Origin of the sequence: Antarcticibacterium sp. 1MA-6-2 (assembly GCF_021535135.1) — a bacterium.
In the GTDB taxonomy this organism is placed as follows: domain Bacteria; phylum Bacteroidota; class Bacteroidia; order Flavobacteriales; family Flavobacteriaceae; genus Gillisia.
Window position 1 is genome coordinate 2,207,600 of record NZ_CP091036.1, and the last position, 16,381, is coordinate 2,223,980.

General features: G+C 39.5%; 20 protein-coding genes and 2 pseudogenes. 14 read left to right on the forward strand and 8 right to left on the reverse strand.

Features of this window, described 5'->3' with window-relative positions:
* Nucleotides 1-149 precede the first annotated feature (149 nt).
* The 7 genes from LZ575_RS22565 to LZ575_RS11210 all read left to right on the forward strand — a co-directional run bounded on the left by LZ575_RS22565 (nucleotide 150) and on the right by LZ575_RS11210 (nucleotide 2,935).
* Complete coding sequence (locus tag LZ575_RS22565) at nucleotides 150-515, forward strand: aspartate/glutamate racemase family protein (RefSeq protein ID WP_255702604.1); 366 nt, start codon at nucleotides 150-152, stop codon at nucleotides 513-515.
* Entirely contained in the window at nucleotides 505-837 is a 333-nt protein-coding gene (locus LZ575_RS22570; RefSeq protein ID WP_255702605.1) for an aspartate/glutamate racemase family protein, read from the forward strand. The genes LZ575_RS22565 and LZ575_RS22570 overlap by 11 nt, the downstream gene beginning before the upstream one ends.
* Nucleotides 838-935: 98 nt before the next feature.
* A complete protein-coding gene (locus tag LZ575_RS11190; protein ID WP_235324660.1) occupies nucleotides 936-1,325 on the forward strand; it encodes a DUF302 domain-containing protein in 390 nt (129 codons plus the stop codon).
* 278 nt (nucleotides 1,326-1,603) lie between these two features.
* Nucleotides 1,604-1,888, forward strand: coding sequence for a rhodanese-like domain-containing protein (locus LZ575_RS11195; RefSeq protein ID WP_235324661.1), 285 nt, complete (start codon nucleotides 1,604-1,606; stop codon nucleotides 1,886-1,888).
* Between the two features lies 1 nt (nucleotide 1,889).
* Entirely contained in the window at nucleotides 1,890-2,210 is a 321-nt protein-coding gene (locus tag LZ575_RS11200) for a rhodanese-like domain-containing protein (RefSeq protein WP_235324663.1), read from the forward strand.
* Nucleotide 2,211: 1 nt separating this feature from the next.
* Nucleotides 2,212-2,433 (forward strand): hypothetical protein, encoded by a 222-nt coding sequence (locus LZ575_RS11205; protein ID WP_235324665.1) that lies wholly within the window; start codon nucleotides 2,212-2,214, stop codon nucleotides 2,431-2,433.
* A 52-nt stretch (nucleotides 2,434-2,485) separates the two neighbouring features.
* Complete coding sequence (locus tag LZ575_RS11210; RefSeq protein ID WP_235324667.1) at nucleotides 2,486-2,935, forward strand: OsmC family protein; 450 nt, start codon at nucleotides 2,486-2,488, stop codon at nucleotides 2,933-2,935.
* Between the two features lie 124 nt (nucleotides 2,936-3,059).
* Here LZ575_RS11210 and LZ575_RS11215 read toward each other — a convergent pair whose 3' ends face one another.
* The 6 genes and pseudogenes from LZ575_RS11215 to LZ575_RS11240 form a co-directional block, all read right to left on the reverse strand.
* Entirely contained in the window at nucleotides 3,060-3,242 is a 183-nt protein-coding gene (locus LZ575_RS11215) for a hypothetical protein (protein WP_235324669.1), read from the reverse strand.
* Nucleotides 3,243-3,266: 24 nt separating this feature from the next.
* Complete coding sequence (locus LZ575_RS11220) at nucleotides 3,267-3,467, reverse strand: DUF1264 domain-containing protein (RefSeq protein WP_235324671.1); 201 nt, start codon at nucleotides 3,465-3,467, stop codon at nucleotides 3,267-3,269.
* A 401-nt stretch (nucleotides 3,468-3,868) separates the two neighbouring features.
* Nucleotides 3,869-4,672 (reverse strand): serine O-acetyltransferase EpsC, encoded by an 804-nt coding sequence (gene epsC / locus LZ575_RS11225; protein ID WP_235324673.1) that lies wholly within the window; start codon nucleotides 4,670-4,672, stop codon nucleotides 3,869-3,871.
* Nucleotides 4,673-4,809: 137 nt separating this feature from the next.
* Nucleotides 4,810-6,146: pseudogene (locus LZ575_RS11230) on the reverse strand (MBL fold metallo-hydrolase).
* 356 nt (nucleotides 6,147-6,502) lie between these two features.
* Nucleotides 6,503-7,756, reverse strand: coding sequence for an MFS transporter (locus LZ575_RS11235; RefSeq protein ID WP_235324674.1), 1,254 nt, complete (start codon nucleotides 7,754-7,756; stop codon nucleotides 6,503-6,505).
* A gap of 72 nt (nucleotides 7,757-7,828) precedes the next feature.
* On the reverse strand, nucleotides 7,829-9,043 hold the full coding sequence (locus LZ575_RS11240) for a hypothetical protein (RefSeq protein ID WP_235324675.1): 1,215 nt from the start codon (nucleotides 9,041-9,043) through the stop codon (nucleotides 7,829-7,831).
* 347 nt (nucleotides 9,044-9,390) lie between these two features.
* Between LZ575_RS11240 and LZ575_RS11245 the strand changes: the two genes are divergently transcribed.
* The 7 genes and pseudogenes from LZ575_RS11245 (at nucleotide 9,391) to LZ575_RS11275 (ending at nucleotide 14,437) form a co-directional block, all read left to right on the forward strand.
* Entirely contained in the window at nucleotides 9,391-9,684 is a 294-nt protein-coding gene (locus LZ575_RS11245) for a hypothetical protein (protein WP_235324676.1), read from the forward strand.
* An 82-nt stretch (nucleotides 9,685-9,766) separates the two neighbouring features.
* Complete coding sequence (locus LZ575_RS11250; protein WP_235324677.1) at nucleotides 9,767-10,210, forward strand: DoxX family protein; 444 nt, start codon at nucleotides 9,767-9,769, stop codon at nucleotides 10,208-10,210.
* Between the two features lie 2 nt (nucleotides 10,211-10,212).
* Complete coding sequence (locus tag LZ575_RS11255) at nucleotides 10,213-10,629, forward strand: DsrE family protein (RefSeq protein WP_235324678.1); 417 nt, start codon at nucleotides 10,213-10,215, stop codon at nucleotides 10,627-10,629.
* A gap of 52 nt (nucleotides 10,630-10,681) precedes the next feature.
* Nucleotides 10,682-11,062: a DsrE family protein gene (locus tag LZ575_RS11260; protein WP_235324683.1), complete on the forward strand. Its 381-nt coding sequence runs from the start codon at nucleotides 10,682-10,684 to the stop codon at nucleotides 11,060-11,062.
* Between the two features lie 11 nt (nucleotides 11,063-11,073).
* A pseudogene (locus LZ575_RS11265) lies at nucleotides 11,074-12,728 on the forward strand (bifunctional metallophosphatase/5'-nucleotidase).
* Between the two features lie 115 nt (nucleotides 12,729-12,843).
* Nucleotides 12,844-14,049 (forward strand): bifunctional UDP-sugar hydrolase/5'-nucleotidase, encoded by a 1,206-nt coding sequence (locus LZ575_RS11270; RefSeq protein WP_235324686.1) that lies wholly within the window; start codon nucleotides 12,844-12,846, stop codon nucleotides 14,047-14,049.
* Between the two features lie 31 nt (nucleotides 14,050-14,080).
* On the forward strand, nucleotides 14,081-14,437 hold the full coding sequence (locus LZ575_RS11275) for a 5'-nucleotidase C-terminal domain-containing protein (protein ID WP_235330720.1): 357 nt from the start codon (nucleotides 14,081-14,083) through the stop codon (nucleotides 14,435-14,437).
* A gap of 122 nt (nucleotides 14,438-14,559) precedes the next feature.
* Here LZ575_RS11275 and LZ575_RS11280 read toward each other — a convergent pair whose 3' ends face one another.
* Both LZ575_RS11280 and LZ575_RS11285 read right to left on the reverse strand, forming a co-directional pair.
* A complete protein-coding gene (locus LZ575_RS11280) occupies nucleotides 14,560-15,597 on the reverse strand; it encodes a c-type cytochrome (protein WP_235324687.1) in 1,038 nt (345 codons plus the stop codon).
* A gap of 268 nt (nucleotides 15,598-15,865) precedes the next feature.
* Entirely contained in the window at nucleotides 15,866-16,363 is a 498-nt protein-coding gene (locus LZ575_RS11285) for an SRPBCC family protein (RefSeq protein ID WP_235324688.1), read from the reverse strand.
* Between the last annotated feature and the right edge of the window lie 18 nt (nucleotides 16,364-16,381).

The window sequence follows — 16,381 nt, forward strand, 5'->3', positions numbered from 1 at the left end:
ATTAAATATTACAGAGAAAGGTTAAATCTTATCTAACGTTCTTAAAAAGAGCAAACAAAGAAGCTGATTATGATTTGTTTTTATAAACTTATATTACTTCCGCTCCTTTTTCCCTGTATTAACTTTAGAGGAACAATAAAATTTACAATATGAAAAAGATAGGACTCATAGGAGGCACCTCCTGGCATTCCACCATAGTTTACTACAGGCTCATCAACGAGATGGTTGGGAGGAAAATTGGTGCTCAGGCCAATCCCGAATTGATCATCTACAGCCTTAACATTGAGCTCATGCGGGAGCAGAATAAGGAAAAGATCAACAATAAATACCTGGAGATCGCCCGCATCCTTGAAACTGCCGGGGCCGAAGCTCTGGTGATCTGTGCCAATACCCCGCATATGGTTTACGACTTTGTACAACCCCAAATAGATATTCCGGTTCTTCACATTGCCGATGCTATTGGGAAAGAGGCTAAGAAGCAGGATATAAAAACTTTAGGTCTTCTTGGAAACTAAGCCCACAATGACCGGGGATTTTATTCCGAAGCACCTAAAAACTAACTACGGAATTGAAACCATTATTCCCGATGCTCAACATTTAGATCAAAATCACCATTTCGTGTCTGCCGAACTTACTCAGGGGATCTTTAGCGTTGAAGCCAAATCTTTTTTCATGAAGCAAATGGAGCTGCTCAAGGCAAAAGGAGCAGAAGGAATCATCCTTGGCTGTACCGAGCTGCCGATGCTTATTGAGACCTCAAATTTTGATCTGCCAATGATCGCCACCACCTACCTTCATGCACAAATGGCTGCCGATTTTATCCTTGCTGATTATTAAAGCTTCTGAAAGTCTCATCTTCACATAAGATTAATAGCAACTTTTTTTCCTGACGGTTTAAAAGAGGTAAATTTATGGAAAAATCAAATATTTAAGCTATGAGTTATTATTTTTCAAAAGTACTCGATGTCTCATTTGAGGAGGCAATTGATAAGGTTACCAAGGAACTAAAAGAAGAAGGTTTTGGAATCCTTACCGAAATTGATGTAAAAGAAACTTTTAAAAAGAAACTTGACGTCGACTTCAGGAAGTACAGGATCCTGGGAGCCTGCAACCCGCAAATGGCCCACCAGGCGATCTCTGCTGAAAGTAAGATTGGGACAATGCTCCCCTGTAACGTAATAGTCCAGGAAACAGAAGACGGTAAGACCGAAGTTTCTGCAGTAGATCCTGTGGCCTCCATGTCTGCAATAGAGAATGATGAACTAGGAGGTATCGCACAGGAGGTACGATCTAAACTAAAAACTGTAATTGAAAGGCTTTCTTAATTGTTTTTTTAAGATTCGTAATTAAATTTCAAGGTTCAGGAGAATTACTCTCCCGGACCTTTTTCTTTTAATTTCTATGCTTATTCCTTTTCTAGCTTATTTTTGCCGCTGTCAATCCTGGTTTCAGCCTTCCCCAATATTTTTTGTCACCCCTGTTTTATAGCCAGTTATGTAACATTTGTAACTGACGGAACTGTGCTTAAATACTAAATTTGTTCTTATAAATCTGCATCCTTTTGCAGTATTAAAATAAACGAAGTTTAAATAAAATTTTTAAGATGAAGACAGAAGAACTAATAAAAAATAAGAAAGGGACCATTGTTGATGTTCGCACTCCTGCAGAATATAGAGGAGGAAGCGTGGTGGGAGCTGTAAATATACCCTTGAACGAAATTCCCTTAAGACTTGATGAATTAAAAGATTTGGAATCCCCGTTAATCCTATGCTGTGCCTCGGGTAACAGAAGTGGGCAGGCCACAAATTACCTTAGCAGAGAGGGTGTGGAATGTGTAAACGGAGGTTCCTGGCTTGAAGTGAATAATTTAACCTCTCAAGAAGCATAGTATGTTCGACAAACTAAAAGAAATGTTGGGTTTTTCCCCGGCACCAGATTATAATCAACTGCTTAAAGAAGGCGGAGTAATTGTAGATGTGAGAAGCAAAGCTGAATATGATGGCGGACACATTAAGGGATCTAAAAATATACCGTTACCGAACCTTAATTCTAATCCGGGAATCCCAAAGGATAAGAAAAAGCCCATTATTACCTGTTGCGCTTCGGGAATGCGAAGTGCTTCAGCCACAAGCTTACTAAAATCAAAGGGTTTTACTAATGTTTACAATGGTGGAAGCTGGTCCAGTCTCAATAATAAATTATCTTCCTAATTTGCGAAAAAGAATATTCTCCGGCTGGACCTGGACAAGATGGGTCTTTGTAATTATAGGACTCCTTATGGTTATTCATGCTGGTTTGGATGGAGAGTGGGCTTTCACCCTCCCCGGGCTTTATTTTGCCGGAATGGGAGTTTTTGGTCTGGGCTGTGCTTCGGGTTCCTGTGCAAACAATGCCTGTGAAGTAAAACCTGATCATGATCATAGGACCTCTTAAACATAGGCCTTAATTTTACAGTATAATTATACATCAAATAAATATAAACTTTATGGATCCACATATTTATAACGTAGACCTTACTTATTTATCTCAAAGAAAAGGCGAGATTTCTTCTCCTGAACTTGACCAGATCATTGAAGTGGCAACCCCGCCCGAATTTCCTAAAGGAATGCCGGGGATATGGTCCCCTGAGCATCTTTTCACAGCCGCAGTAAGCAGCTGTTTTATGAACACTTTCCTGGCAATTGCTGAAAATTCCAATTTAGAATTCGAAGGCCTTACCTGCCCTGCAGAAGGTCTCCTGGATAAGAAAGATGGAAAATTTGCAATGACAGAGATCCTTTTGAAACCTGCAGTAACTATTCCAAATGAAGTTGACAGGGAAAAAGCAGAAAAGATCATGATCAAAGCCGAAAGAGCCTGTCTTATATCCAACTCAATAACTTCTGAAGTTCATATGGAAACAACAGTTCTTATTGCTGAAAATCATAATGTTTAAGCACTCTATTATCGATTTAATCCCAAATTTCTTTTTTGAAATTCGGGATTTTTTATTGTTTCCCGGATGTAAATGTGCAGCGATCATAAATCTTTTCCCCGGATAAGGAAACTCTGCTAATTAATTACTGCAGTGTATCTTTTGCATTCTTACTCTCCACTCCCGGAATAGACTGCGTAGTCCCGGGGAATTTATCCCTTATTGCATCCATACCCTCCTGTGGATTTGCCTTGGAAATCAAGTCTTTTCGCTGCTTGCGCTTTTCAACTGGATCAATATCCATTGCTTCATTGCGTTGACTTTCCATTTCTGGATCTGCTTCCCCGTCCGATTAAAATGACCAGGCTAACACGGGATCTCCAAAGGGAAGTTCATCTTCTTTATCTGTACTCCAGGTATGCCAGGTTTTACCGTAGCTGTTCATTTTGCTGTTCAGCAATTCTATTTCGGCTACATCGGGTAAGCCGGGAGCAACTAATTGGCCAGAGAGGATCTCATAGTTGTGCGGGTGCCAGTATTGTTTTTTACCCATTTTCCGGTCAAAGGAAAAAAGGACCTATGCAGAACTGGATCGCGAGAAATATGCCCTAAAGGTGCTAAAAGGGGATTTTTATTATGTTCCCAGGCCAAAAGTTCCTGCAATGCCGAGAAGATCTTTAAATTAAAAAAGAGAAAGCTGATTTCCTATTTTTGAATATCATTCTTTATTAATCTATTGATAGTCTTGTTTTTTTTATAAAAATAGATTGTCTACTGTACTGGGACAACCTCTTTTATTCTATTACATAACTTTATCACTGTTTAAAGTCCTTAATTGCTTCACTACTGTCGAACACCTTTAGATTCCAAACTTATTTTCCAGAATACTGCTTCCGGCAGCAGATCTATATCCGCTTAAGCACAATGTTATTAGAAGAATATCACAAACAAAATTTATAAGTCATTTGGTTTTTTCTGAAAATTTTTGATATTGATTGTAGGAGCATGAGTCACTATAGAATTTTCCGGAACCGAAGATGTTAACCAGGCGTTTCCTCCCATTACACTGTTGGCACCTATAAAAGTCTTCCCACCAAGAATGGTTGCATTTGCGTAGATGGTGACGTTTTCTTCAATGGTAGGATGCCTTTTTTTATTTCTAAATCCCCGCTCCACAGAAAGTGCCCCGAGGGTAACACCCTGGTAAACTTTAACGTTGTTTTTTATGACGGCGGTTTCCCCAATAACCACCCCTGTTCCATGATCTATGAAAAAAGAATCTCCTATCAGGGCACCAGGATTAATATCTGTTCCCGTAAGTAAGTGTGCACATTCGGCCATAAGACGTGGTACCAATGGCATTCCAAAATTGTACAATTCATGACTCAGTCTATGTATTGCAATGGCAAAAAAACCGGGATAAGCAAGGTAAACCTCTTCAATTGAATTCGCTGCGGGATCATTTTCTGCAATCGCCCGGGCATCCAGATTTAACCTTTTCAGGATAGCTAGTAATTTTTCAAGATATTTCACCCATAGGTCTCTGCAGGGCTGGTCAGGTTCCCAGCACACCATATCTGCCAACTCCTGAAATTCCTGTCCAAGTGCCGCAATATTCTCCTCCACCGGAGTTTCCGCATCAAACAAGGTAAAGAATAGCTTTTTTGTAAAAGCCTCCGCTCTTTCTTTAATCTCAAACCGGAGGTTAGGCAATCTCTTCTGTGCCTTTATCTCCTCGATAATCTTGTCTTTATCCATAATGTGCTTCTTCGTGAGTACCTAAAATAAGGCTCTGGTGAGAAAACTTCTTGTCATTGAGGTCTTTATTCCTGATATTTTATAAAAGAGGCTGCCCCTTTTTGGGGCAGCCTCTTTCTTTTTAAAATAATTATATTTTATTTAAAGTCCTGAATTGCTTCACTAAGATCAAATACCTTTTGATCACCGAACTTATTTTCCAGAATACTGCTTCCGGCAGCAGATCTATATCCCCCGGCACAGTGTACAACAAACGGTTTATCCCTGGGTAATTCCTCTGCTCGGTTTCGAAGCTCATTCAGTGGAATTCCTACTGCGTTTTCAAAGATCTTACCTTCCGCCAGTTCGCTCTCGTTTCTAATATCTACAATAGTAAAATTCTCCTTGTTATTTTTAAAATTTTGAAGGTCAAGATTGTCTGATTTTTCAGATACATCCTCACTCAACGTGATCACACCTTTCATTTGTTTTTCGTAACCAATCTTTGCTGTTCTTTCCAATAGCTCATCAATATCTTCTACAGAGCTTAATGCAAGATAGAAAGGTTCCTTTGGTTCAATTATAGCTCCCAACCATGTTTCATATTTATCACCTTCTGTACGGGACATAATATTGATACTGTTTGGCAAATGTCCCGCTTTATAGGAATCATCATCCCTCACATCTACAACGGTAATTCCCTCTTCTACTTTAGAAACTCCAATATGCAAAGGAACACGATATTTTTCCTGTTGTACGTTTCCTGCCCCTTCACGGTTCAAGTCTACGTTAAAGCCGAAGTAGGAAGGAATGAAGGGCTGATCTTTTAAAATTTCCTCTACAAATTCCTCTTCCGTCTGCTCTTTGAATGCCCAGTTACCCATGCGCTCATCTCCTAATGTACTTGAAGGCGAGGCACTCATATTCTTACCACATAATGATCCTGCTCCATGTGCGGGATAAACCAGGGCATCATCGGGAAGGGCGTTAAATTTGGTTTGCATGGTGTTATACATAGCCTTCGCAAGTTCTACTCGTTTTGCCTTCATATTGCCTGCCTTTTCTCTAAGATCTGGACGGCCAACGTTCCCAATAAACAAGGTGTCACTAAGTGAATAATGCGGTTTCACTACCATCTTCGGCAACAAAGGTCAAACTGTCCGGAGAGTGACCCGGGGTGTGTAGCGGGCGAATTTTGATGTTTCCGATCTTTACCGATTGTCCTTCATCAAAAGGTTCGTGAGGATAACTTACACCAACCTTCTCACTTATATATATTTTGGCGCCTTTCCTGGTGAATTTGCAAATGCCCACTCACAAAATCGGCATGTGGATGAGTTTCGAAGACTGCAATAATTTTTGCATTATGCTCTTCAGCAAACTTGTAATATTGGTCAGGGTTACGGCTTGGATCAACTAAGGCCATTTTACCTTCGCTTACCAGCGCATAAGAATAGTGCGCTAATGGGTCGTCTTTAAATTGTTTTATTGTCATGATCTATTTGTTTTAATTTAATCTTTATTTTGTGGTACAAATTTACTTTCTTAAATGCCTTTTGGCAGTAACAATTGTTACAGTCCAAAGTATCCTGCAAAATGAACAATCAGTTAATATATAATTTATTACTTTCCAATTAAAATGATCTTCTTTCCTCAGAATCTCTGCTATTACTGGCGGTGTGGTCCTAAAAATGCTTGAGGGGGCTGCCTTTCATCTTCTTTCATCTACCGAACAGGATTTGCAAAACTTTAGTATTGATAATCAGGATACTAAGAATAAGTCTTAACTCTTAGTTTCTTAACTATTGGTTCTTTTCCGGCCAACCATGATCTTTAATTTTTAAATCAGCTCTAGGAGCTATGCTTAAAGATTGAAAAAAGGCCGGGAGCAACATCTCTGTTTTTCATTCTGAAGAAAATGATCCAGGAAGAAAACAGCGTTAATAGGCCTACGATTAAAATTGCAGCCTCAATACTTATTAGATCTGAAATGATCCCGGTAAGGATTGCACCCACTGCATAACCAAGATCCCTCCAAAGTCTGAATATCCCGATACTTTCGGCCCGGTCCCTGGGGTGGGTATTATCTGCAATAGTGGCAAGGAAGGTGGGATACACCATCGCCGTTCCCCAACCTAATAAAGACATTAATACCATAAAATGCCACATGCTTTCTGCCCAAACCAGGATAATAAGAACTATGGCCTGTAATAACATTCCGTAGAAGAGCATGTCTTTTTTCGAAAACTTATCGGCCATTTTTCCTGTGAAGAGCTGGCCCATGCCCCATACTGCAGGATAAACAGCTACTACAATTCCTATTTGTTCCAGGTTAAAGCCTTTGGCGGCCAGCAGGATTGGAAACAACCCCCAGGCCATTCCATCATTCAGATTGTTGATTAACCCCGCCTGTGTTACTGAACCTAAATTTTTATGTTTCCAGGTGGTATCCCAAAACACATTTTTGAGCAGGGAAACTGTGTTCGTGCCTTCCTCCTTCTTTGCGTGGCCCCGGGTATCCTTAATTAAAAAAATACTCATCACCAGGCCGAGGACCATAAGCAGGATACCAAGGTAGAATGGATAAGGACGCAGTCCATACTCTCCCGCTATCCACCCTGTCAAAAATGCTACAATTGCAACCGCTAAATAGCCTGCGAATTCATTGAGACCCATTGCAAACCCTCTTTGTTTTTCTCCCACCAGGTCGATCTTCATAACCACTGTGCTTGACCAGGCAAGGCCCTGGTTGACTCCCAGTAATACATTTGCCCCAATAATCCAGTTCCAGTTGGGTGCATACATCAGGATAAAAGGAATGGGAATGGCAAATACCCATCCCAGTATCAGTAGATTTTTTCGGCCGAATTTATTGGCAAGTGCTCCTGCATAATAATTGGAAATAGCCTTTACAATCCCGAAAACAATAATAAAAGAAAGAATGGCAGAAGTGGCAGCCATTTGAAATTCTTTTTCGGCAATTTCCGGCAGGATACTCCGTTCAAGACCCACCATTCCCCCCACAAAGGCATTAATTATGACGAGGAGAGTGAACTGCTTCCAGTTTTCTTTCAGCCCCAGTTGTAATTGATTTGTATTTCTCATTTGTATAGCTTGAAATCTATTTATAGAGATAAAATTTTAGGCTGTTTCTTTCTTTGAACAGCCATTAGTTCTTTAAAAATAGAAGTTTGTAACAAAATTTATCTGATTGAAATTGCTCTTGTTAAAAATGCTTTCTGCATCCCTATTATTTTGATTTTCCCTGTAAACCCAAAGAAGGTCAAAACTAAGCCCTTCTAAAAAGCCGTCAACTGCATACGTAAAATGAGTATTAAGCTGGAAAGACTCATCTACATTATATTTGTTGAAACGCATTTGTCCAGGTGTGGTTCCTTTAACTTGTTGCAGTTCTACACCAAAATGAATATTAGGCTGGGAAAGAATGAGTTCCCCTTTGAGGGTATAAACATTTGCAGCTCCTAAACCTTCCAGTCTTGATCTTGGAATGGAGGTAAAGAATCTGTCCCTGCCCAGTTCTTTAGGAAAAAGCAAGCCCGTATCAAATGCATGGGTATAGGCAAAGGCAAAATTGAAACGATTATTTCCCCACCCCAGTTGTGAACTCAAAACCTGCCCGTTTTCATCCGGTTGTACATAACGATTTTCATAAGCCAGGCTTTCAGAAAATTTCATTGGTGTCTGGTAAACGTACTGCAGTCCCAGGTTAAAGCCATTAAAATCATAACCCGCTTCTGTCCATAAAGTATTATGCAACTTATCAATAAATACATCATAAATTGCCAGCTTTAAATTCTTTCCACGGTATTGGTAATTAAAAACCCCAATGCCATTTACAGGATAGAACTCGTGGTAATTCGCTCTCTCTCCATTAGGTTGAAAACCGTTATAAAATAGGCCTATTCCTTCCTCTAGGTCAAACCACTCTGTGGTTGCACGGGGTGAGATACCGTTGAGCCATCCCACATTGATGATATGCTGCGGTTCAAAACTGAAGTGACCCCAAAATCCTTTATGCGCAAAGGGTTTCATCCTCCCATCACTGTGGTTGAGCAAAGGGGTATATTCAGTTTCAAGTTTTCCATAGGAGAGATAGGAGTCTGCAAACCTATATCTTATAAAAAGTTCCTCCAGTCTGTCAAGATCTTTAAAGTTCCCCTTATTCAATACATCATAAAGCTCATATTCCCATTTTGCATTTTTCCCTGTAAAAGGATCCTCCAGCCCCAGATCACTACCAAAGGTTTTATAGGTGAAGATCCCTTTTACTGCTATTTCAAAGCCTTTATAATTACCTGTAGTAACACCTATGGCTCCGCTAATTGCATTGGTGTGGTAATCAGAAAGATTTTCTTGGTTAATTGTAGCCATGAAATAATTGCGAACATGCCCGTGTATATGAGCTTTTTTGAAGATGTCCGCTAATAGAGGCTTGTTTTCAATTTGTATTTTATGCTCCTGAGAGAAAAGGGGTACTTGAAACAAGAGGAAAAGTAGGATAGAAAGTAAACTTAACTTCACAATAAAAAATTTGTTGCAAAACTGGAAAAACTCAGTCATATCGCCAGTAACAAAAGTTACACATCATTAAATTCACTCTTATGTAACAAAAGTCACAAAGCAACACATAAGTAATTTTTACATTTGACTTTCGTATGAATCAAAAACTTTATATAGCGATTTTTTTTATCATTATTTTCTTCGGAAAATTTCTCGTGATGGACTCTAAAATTTTGGTGGCTGTTTTTGATTCCGATGAGATCGTTTACGTAAATCCTTTTTGTAAAAAGCAGAATGTAAAAATACAAGGCAGCAAATCGCCAAAGGTTATAGCTGAAGATAACAGATCTCTTGATCTTACTATAGATTCTTTTTGTAATGCTCCTTTTAAATTTGAAGTTTTTACCTGGGAGTCCCCGATTCTAATTGAACAAAATCGGAAATACGCACATACCACGCCTCCCTTACCGGAGTCTGCCAAAGACAATTTCTATCCCCCTCCACGAGTTTAGGCTTAATTTCCCATTTTAATCAAAGATTATAATTCTAATTTTTTCAGAACCTGCAGGGGTTCCGAACAATAACCTATTTTTTATGACGACTCAAATTTCAGTAAGCCGTCGCTCTATTCACTTATTGAGAATAATGCTTAGTGGGATATTTCTTATCGCTAGCTCCAATCACCTCATGAATGTTGAGCAAACGGCGCAGCGCATTGACGCAGCCAGTTTAAGTAAATTTGCCTATTTCTTTGGAAACCCGGAACTAATGGTAATTCTATCGGGTATAGCAATGCTCGTTGCAGGGCTAGCCTTTTTAGTGGGATTCCAAACCCGCTGGGCGGCAGTAATCCTCCTGGCAGTTCTAATACCCATAACCATTACCATCCAGGTAGGACAGGCGAATACCCTGGGACCACTGTTTAAGAACGTGGCCATCATGGGCGGACTATTATTTTTTATTCTTAATGACTTTTCCAAAGAAACAATAACAGACACAAACCCAGCTCAACCCGAATTGAGCGTAAAAAACAAATAACTATGAAAATGTATTTTTTAAGCAGTATCGTATTTCTTCTAACATTTATAACTAGCCCTGTTAATGCACAGGTGCAGGATGAGCAGCAAAACTATGTAGTATTAACTAAGAAGATCCCGCAGCTCCAGCCCATATTTTTAACTGCAGAAGCTTTGGCGCAGGAGGACGGTAAGAACTTCGGAAAATTCGAGGTGATAATTTGTGGGCAAACAGTTAAAGAACTGGGCGATAAAGAGATGATGCAGAAGTATATCAATAAAGCTAAGGAACATAATGTTGAGCTTATTGCCTGCGGATTTTCACTGAAAAAATTCGGAGTGGATCGCAAAGATATTTCCCCTGAGCTTCGGGTTGTTGAAAATGGGATTCTACACAACCTTCAGTTACAAAAGAAGGGTTACACCAGCATTTCACTTTAAAAACAGGATACTATGAAAAGATCAATAGGAATATTAATGGGGCTCATAATGTTTGCTATTACTAAGCAGTGCGCAAACAAATCAACAGGAAGGTATGAATAATTATGTGGTATCAACAACTAAGATCCCGCAGCTACAACCAATCATTCTTACGGCCGAAGCTTTAAAAGTAGAGGACGGAGCAAAGTTTGGTGATTTCCAGATCGTAATGTACGGGGCCAACGTCAAAGAGCTTACCAATAAGGAAGATATGGAGGCCTACACCAGCAAAGCGAAAGCGGCAGGAGTATCGATCTCTGTCTGCAAAATATCCCTCGACAGGCTGGGAATTAATCCGGCCGAACTGCACGAGTATATTCAAGTGGTGGATCACGCCTATACGCATCTTATCCAACTACAGAAGAACAACAATTATTATAGTTTACAATTATAAAAAAAACATCTATGAAAATTAATTTGAAGACATCCTTATTGATTCTGGCAGGATTGGGACTTGTGAGTTTTACATCCTGTAACCAGGCAACCGGGGGAAATTCAGAAGAGAAAAAGATAAGTAAAGATACCCTTAGCATAACCGTGCTGCAAACAGCTGATATTCACGGGCAACTTGATCCGCACCCTGAACTCTTCTGGGAAAATGAGGAAATCGTTTTTAAAGAAAGAGGTGGTTTGGCCAATATTAAAACCCTTTTTGAAGAAGAGCGTCAAAAAAATCCCGGTCGCACGCTGATCGTGGATGGAGGAGACCTTATCCAGGGTAGTGGTTATGCGGCACTCTCTGAAGGAAGTATTTTCCCGGAGATCATCAGTAACATGGGCTATGATCTGATCATCCCCGGAAACTGGGAAGTAGTCTACGGGAAGGACAGGATGATGGATATTATGACCCATTACAATACGCCCGTGATCGCTCAGAACATGTTTCACGAGGAAGATGGAAAAGAGCTTTTCCCTCCCTACTGGACAAAGGAAATAGAAGGAGTGAAAATTGGATTTATTGGAATTAATGATCCCGATGTACCAGTGCGCCAAAATCCCATTTTTAGTGAAGGAATGACCTTTAGCGGGATCGAGGATGAGGTGAAGGAACTTATTTCCACCGTTAAAAAAGAAGAAGAAGTAGATGTGCTTTTCTTGGTAACTCATATGGGAGTTTTTAAACAGGTGGATCTTGCTAACCAGGAAATGTCAAAAGATGTGGATTATATCCTCGGGAATGATACACACGAACGGGTACGGGAGCTTATCCAGGGGAAATATGCCAAGGTAAGTGAACCGGGGGCTTTCGGTTCTTTCGTTGGAAAACTAACGTTGCATTTTGTAGATGAAAAGCTGGTGGGAGATGAATATGAACTAATTGAAGTGGATCCCGAAGTATATCCTGCAGACCCAGGCCTGCAACAGTTGGTAGATAAAGCCAAGGAGCCTTATGAGGAATATCTGGAAACTGTTGTAGGATATACAGCCACCCCCATTTACAGATATCTTACGGTTGAGAATCCAATGGACAATATGATCACCGATGCCGCAAGATGGAAAACCGGAGCCGATATTTCCATCTCCAACGGATTTAGATTCGGAAATCCCATTGTTCCTGTAGACGGGAAGCCTGCACCCATCACCCGCGCAAACTTGTGGAATTTACTACCGTAAATGAAAGGGTGAAAACCGGAAAAGTAACGGGCCAACAGGTGAAAGACTGGCTGGAGCGGGAAATGCATAATGCTTTTGCACAGGTACCTACAGAAAGGTTTGGTGGTTGGCTGGTAAGATTCTCCGGAATGGAGGTAGACTTCAACAGTCAGGGTAACAAGGGAGAGCGTGTTAAATCCATCACTATAAAAGGAGAACCCATGCAAATGGATAAATACTATACAATTTCTGCCTGTGTACGTCCCGGAGATCCAATCGATAATTTGTGCCGTATACCCGATGTGAAAGAGGTGGAAGTGAAAGATTATACTATTCACGATGTTGTAGAAGAGTACTTACAAAAGAACTCTCCTGTCTCTCCAAAATTGGAAGGCCGTGCTTATTGTGAGTACCTTGGTCCAAACTCTTTTTCTACCGTACCAGGAACCGAATATCAATTTCAATAGAATAATTCAATTTTCAAAAGCCTGGCAATTTTGTAAAATATTTGGCAGGCTTTTAATTTTTCAAAAGGTACTTTAAAGAATAATTGAAGTGTTTCAGAATATTAATACCTGAACTATGAAAAAATTAATAAATGCAATGGTGATCCTTTCAATTTTGACCTCCTGCAAAAGCGGGAACAAAATCACATCTTCTGAAATCGGAGAAACTCAAATTGTCACCATCCTTCATACCAACGACATTCATGGAAATTATATGCCATTTCAAACAACTCTTGGTAGTGCAACCTCCCAGACTAGTGATCCAGAGAGAGATAATCTAATTACCTTTGAGAAAGAAGGGGAAATAGGAGGTTTTGCAGCCCTATCTACTGCGGTGAAAGAAATAAGAAATTCCCGGGATAATGAAAATGTTTTATTATTGGATTCCGGAGATACCTTTAGCGACGATCTCCTTGGAAATTTAACTGAAGGGGAAGCGATAATTACAATGATGAAAAACCTTGGGTATGAGTATTTGGCACTGGGAAATCATGATTTTGATTATGGCAGAGATCGCACTGAAGAGCTAATGAAGATTGGCGGATTTCCTTTAGGTGCAGCCAATATTATAGACAAACGAACTGGAAAAAGCATTTTTAATAATCCTTATTTAATTAAGGAAATAAGAGGTACAAAGATAGCCATTCTTGCAGTGGGCTATCACAACACAAATCTTACAGGCAGTTCAGATAATATGAAAAATCTGGAATTTCGTCGCGGGAATGAGGTTTTGAAGGAGATTTTACCGGAGCTAATGGAACAGGCAGATATCATAGTACTGCTTTCCCATCAGGGAACTGCTGTTGACAGATTGACGGCAGAAGAATTTAGCGACATAGACCTTATTATAGGAGGACATAGCCACGACCTCATTTCAAAGCCTGAAAAAATTAATAATACATATATGGTACAGGCCATGGCAGATGCCGCAGCACTGGGTGATATTGAATTAGAAATTAGAGACCGCAAATTAATCGGGGTTAAAGCACAACATCATTTGCTGTGGCTGAGTAATTACGAAGAAGACCCGGAAATGCAATCTCTTATAGGAGAGCTGCGTGCTCCACACAGGGACCATCTGGAAGAAAAAATAGCAACTGCTACAGACGTGATCGACAGGCAGTACAAAAGTGAAAGTACATTTGAAAAACTTGTCGGAAATTTGTTGCGTTCGGAATATGATGCAGATATCTCTTTTTTGCCGGGGGTAGGGTATGGCATTTCCCTGCAGGGAGAGATTACACGTGAAAATTTGTACTTAGCTAATTCCTCATCCCCCTAAGGTTACTACTCTTAGTCTTGCCGGAGAACATATTAAGGCAACACTTGAGCAAACGGCAACCAATCAAAAACCCGGTGATAAATACGAGGTAGTGGGTGGTCTGCTGCAAAGTAGCGGAGTAAGCTATACCTTAGATTACTCCAAACCCCTAGGTAACCGCATTAGGGATGTACAGGTGAACGGGGAAGATCTTGATTTACATAAAGATTATAAGGTCGTTACTCACAGTGGAATGCTTAAAGGATTGCATCGATATAAAGAGCTGGGAAATGGGAAAAACATAGAGAATAAGGAAATTCAACTGAATGAATTTGTAATTGCAAAATTACGGGAATTAGGAGAAATTTCAAAACCGAAAAATATGGGAGAAATTAAAATTATCCAATAATGTCTCCTTAAGGTTAGAAGAATGGAGGGAGATAATAAATTCCTCCATTCTTTTTTAAAACTGGTCATTATATACTACGCCTATCTTCTGAATCCATATTAATAAAATACCTTATTAGAAAACTACTGAGATTTGTTGAGCCCGTAATTTTCTTTATAAAAATCTTTGATAGGTTGAAAAGGTCCGTATTTATGTTGAACTGCAGAAAAATTATCTACATAAGGGCCATAAGGTGTAGACATAGGTTTTAGTTTAAGATCGGGAAAATCTTTTTCCTTGTTTACTTTTTCAGGTCTGTTAAAGCTGTTGATATAACCTGCCAAATGATAGGCTTCTTCATCGGTTAATTTCGGATGTTCTCTTGTGGCCTCTCCAAAAGGCATATTTCCCTTTATAAATTTAGCGGCAGTAATCACTCGGTGCATGCCTGCACCATCATTGTAACTATCTTCTCCCCAAAGAGGGAAATATAAATAACCATTTTTTGTCCCGATATTTTTAATTCCCTGCCCATCTTCGCTATGGCAATGTGCGCATTCTACCTTGAATAGTTCCGACCCTTTTACAAGATCAACGGCGAAATCAGGTAATTCAATAGAAGGAAAACCTTTATACTCTATTTTTCGGTTTTCAGGAAGGCCTTCACTCAGCCATTCCATATAAGCTAGGATTGCTTTCATTTCCTTAGATCTTTTCGGAAGCTCTTTACCATCCATACTTCTTTCCATACAACCGTTGATCCTGTCTTCTAAAGTGCTTTCTGAATTTGATCGATTGCTGAATTGCGGAAATCTTTCGGTAATGCCTACCCATGATGCTGAACCTGCCCTGGTTCCGGAATCCAAATGACAGTTTGCACAGGCAAGATTATTCCCTGCAAATCTCATATTTGGATCTTCTGCACCCGGACCTATGAGGTTGGGGCTGTTGGTGATCAAATGATAACCATATTCCACCTCCTCATCGCCAAAACCTTCAGCAAGGGCAAGATCAATATCTTTTGGAGCCCAGACCTCTACAGTTTCAGCAATAGATTCTTTAATAAAGAGTTTTGGATAAGTTTGATAAACAAGTACACTTAAAAATATGACTAAAACAAGTGCAATTGCTGCTCCAAACATATAAGTTACCGATTTTACAAGTGCAGAGAAATTTTTCATAGGTTTGAAACTTTCAGTAAAAACCAGTAATTAGTGGGTTTTTTACGATCCGCTAATTAAGAGGTCTTAGGGGAATCTTAAAAAAGCACCCATATTGAAACAAACCTAAAATTTCCTTCAGAAATAGTAAGTAACATTAGTTACATAGCATTGACTATTGATTCTTCAAAAAATTAACCTACTCCTCATAAACATCATTCTGTTAGTTAAAATTTTATTTTCCCTGATCAAGGAATGAAATAATCTGGATAGGCCCAATAATGGAGGATTAGTTATAATACTCCATATTTTTTTCTGGCAAAAGTTCTTTCCATCTCCCACTTTCAGCAAACTCTTTGATTACCTTGTTACGGTTTTTCAGGAAATTAGTCATATAGGCTTTGAGAAATAATGCATTTGCAATCTTTCCTAGAACGCCCAGAGGAGATTGAAAATTAAAAACATCCTTCATTAAAGTTCCTTCTTCCGTTGCGATGAAATGATGTTCATGTCTAAGACTTTTAAAAGCACCTTTTTCCATTTCATCTGCAAAAAAATGAGGTCTGTCAAAATCAATTACCCTGGAGGTAAGACTTTGCCGAACTCCAAGATGTTTTCCCCTATAGGTGACTGTTTCACCTAATTTAATTAATCCGCTCGTTCTTCCTGCAACCGCTTTTTCATTGGAACCAGTAACAAATGTTGACTGAAGATCAATACTTCTTGATAAATCAAAGACAATATACCTGTTTGCTTTTATTAGCGTTTGTAGCTTTAAATTTGGCATGTTATAAATTTTTTTTAA

Coding starts and splice junctions, on each gene's coding strand:
- LZ575_RS11210 (WP_235324667.1), top strand. CDS start 2,486: ATGGATCCACATATTTATAACGTAGACCTTACTTATTTATCTCAAAGA.
- epsC (WP_235324673.1), bottom strand. CDS start 4,672: ATGGATAAAGACAAGATTATCGAGGAGATAAAGGCACAGAAGAGATTG.
- LZ575_RS11245 (WP_235324676.1), top strand. CDS start 9,391: ATGGACTCTAAAATTTTGGTGGCTGTTTTTGATTCCGATGAGATCGTT.
- LZ575_RS11250 (WP_235324677.1), top strand. CDS start 9,767: ATGACGACTCAAATTTCAGTAAGCCGTCGCTCTATTCACTTATTGAGA.
- LZ575_RS11195 (WP_235324661.1), top strand. CDS start 1,604: ATGAAGACAGAAGAACTAATAAAAAATAAGAAAGGGACCATTGTTGAT.
- LZ575_RS11280 (WP_235324687.1), bottom strand. CDS start 15,597: ATGAAAAATTTCTCTGCACTTGTAAAATCGGTAACTTATATGTTTGGA.
- LZ575_RS11215 (WP_235324669.1), bottom strand. CDS start 3,242: ATGGAAAGTCAACGCAATGAAGCAATGGATATTGATCCAGTTGAAAAG.
- LZ575_RS11220 (WP_235324671.1), bottom strand. CDS start 3,467: ATGGGTAAAAAACAATACTGGCACCCGCACAACTATGAGATCCTCTCT.
- LZ575_RS11190 (WP_235324660.1), top strand. CDS start 936: ATGAGTTATTATTTTTCAAAAGTACTCGATGTCTCATTTGAGGAGGCA.
- LZ575_RS11270 (WP_235324686.1), top strand. CDS start 12,844: ATGAAAAAATTAATAAATGCAATGGTGATCCTTTCAATTTTGACCTCC.
- LZ575_RS11235 (WP_235324674.1), bottom strand. CDS start 7,756: ATGAGAAATACAAATCAATTACAACTGGGGCTGAAAGAAAACTGGAAG.
- LZ575_RS11285 (WP_235324688.1), bottom strand. CDS start 16,363: ATGCCAAATTTAAAGCTACAAACGCTAATAAAAGCAAACAGGTATATT.
- LZ575_RS11240 (WP_235324675.1), bottom strand. CDS start 9,043: ATGGCTACAATTAACCAAGAAAATCTTTCTGATTACCACACCAATGCA.
- LZ575_RS11200 (WP_235324663.1), top strand. CDS start 1,890: ATGTTCGACAAACTAAAAGAAATGTTGGGTTTTTCCCCGGCACCAGAT.
- LZ575_RS11255 (WP_235324678.1), top strand. CDS start 10,213: ATGAAAATGTATTTTTTAAGCAGTATCGTATTTCTTCTAACATTTATA.
- LZ575_RS22565 (WP_255702604.1), top strand. CDS start 150: ATGAAAAAGATAGGACTCATAGGAGGCACCTCCTGGCATTCCACCATA.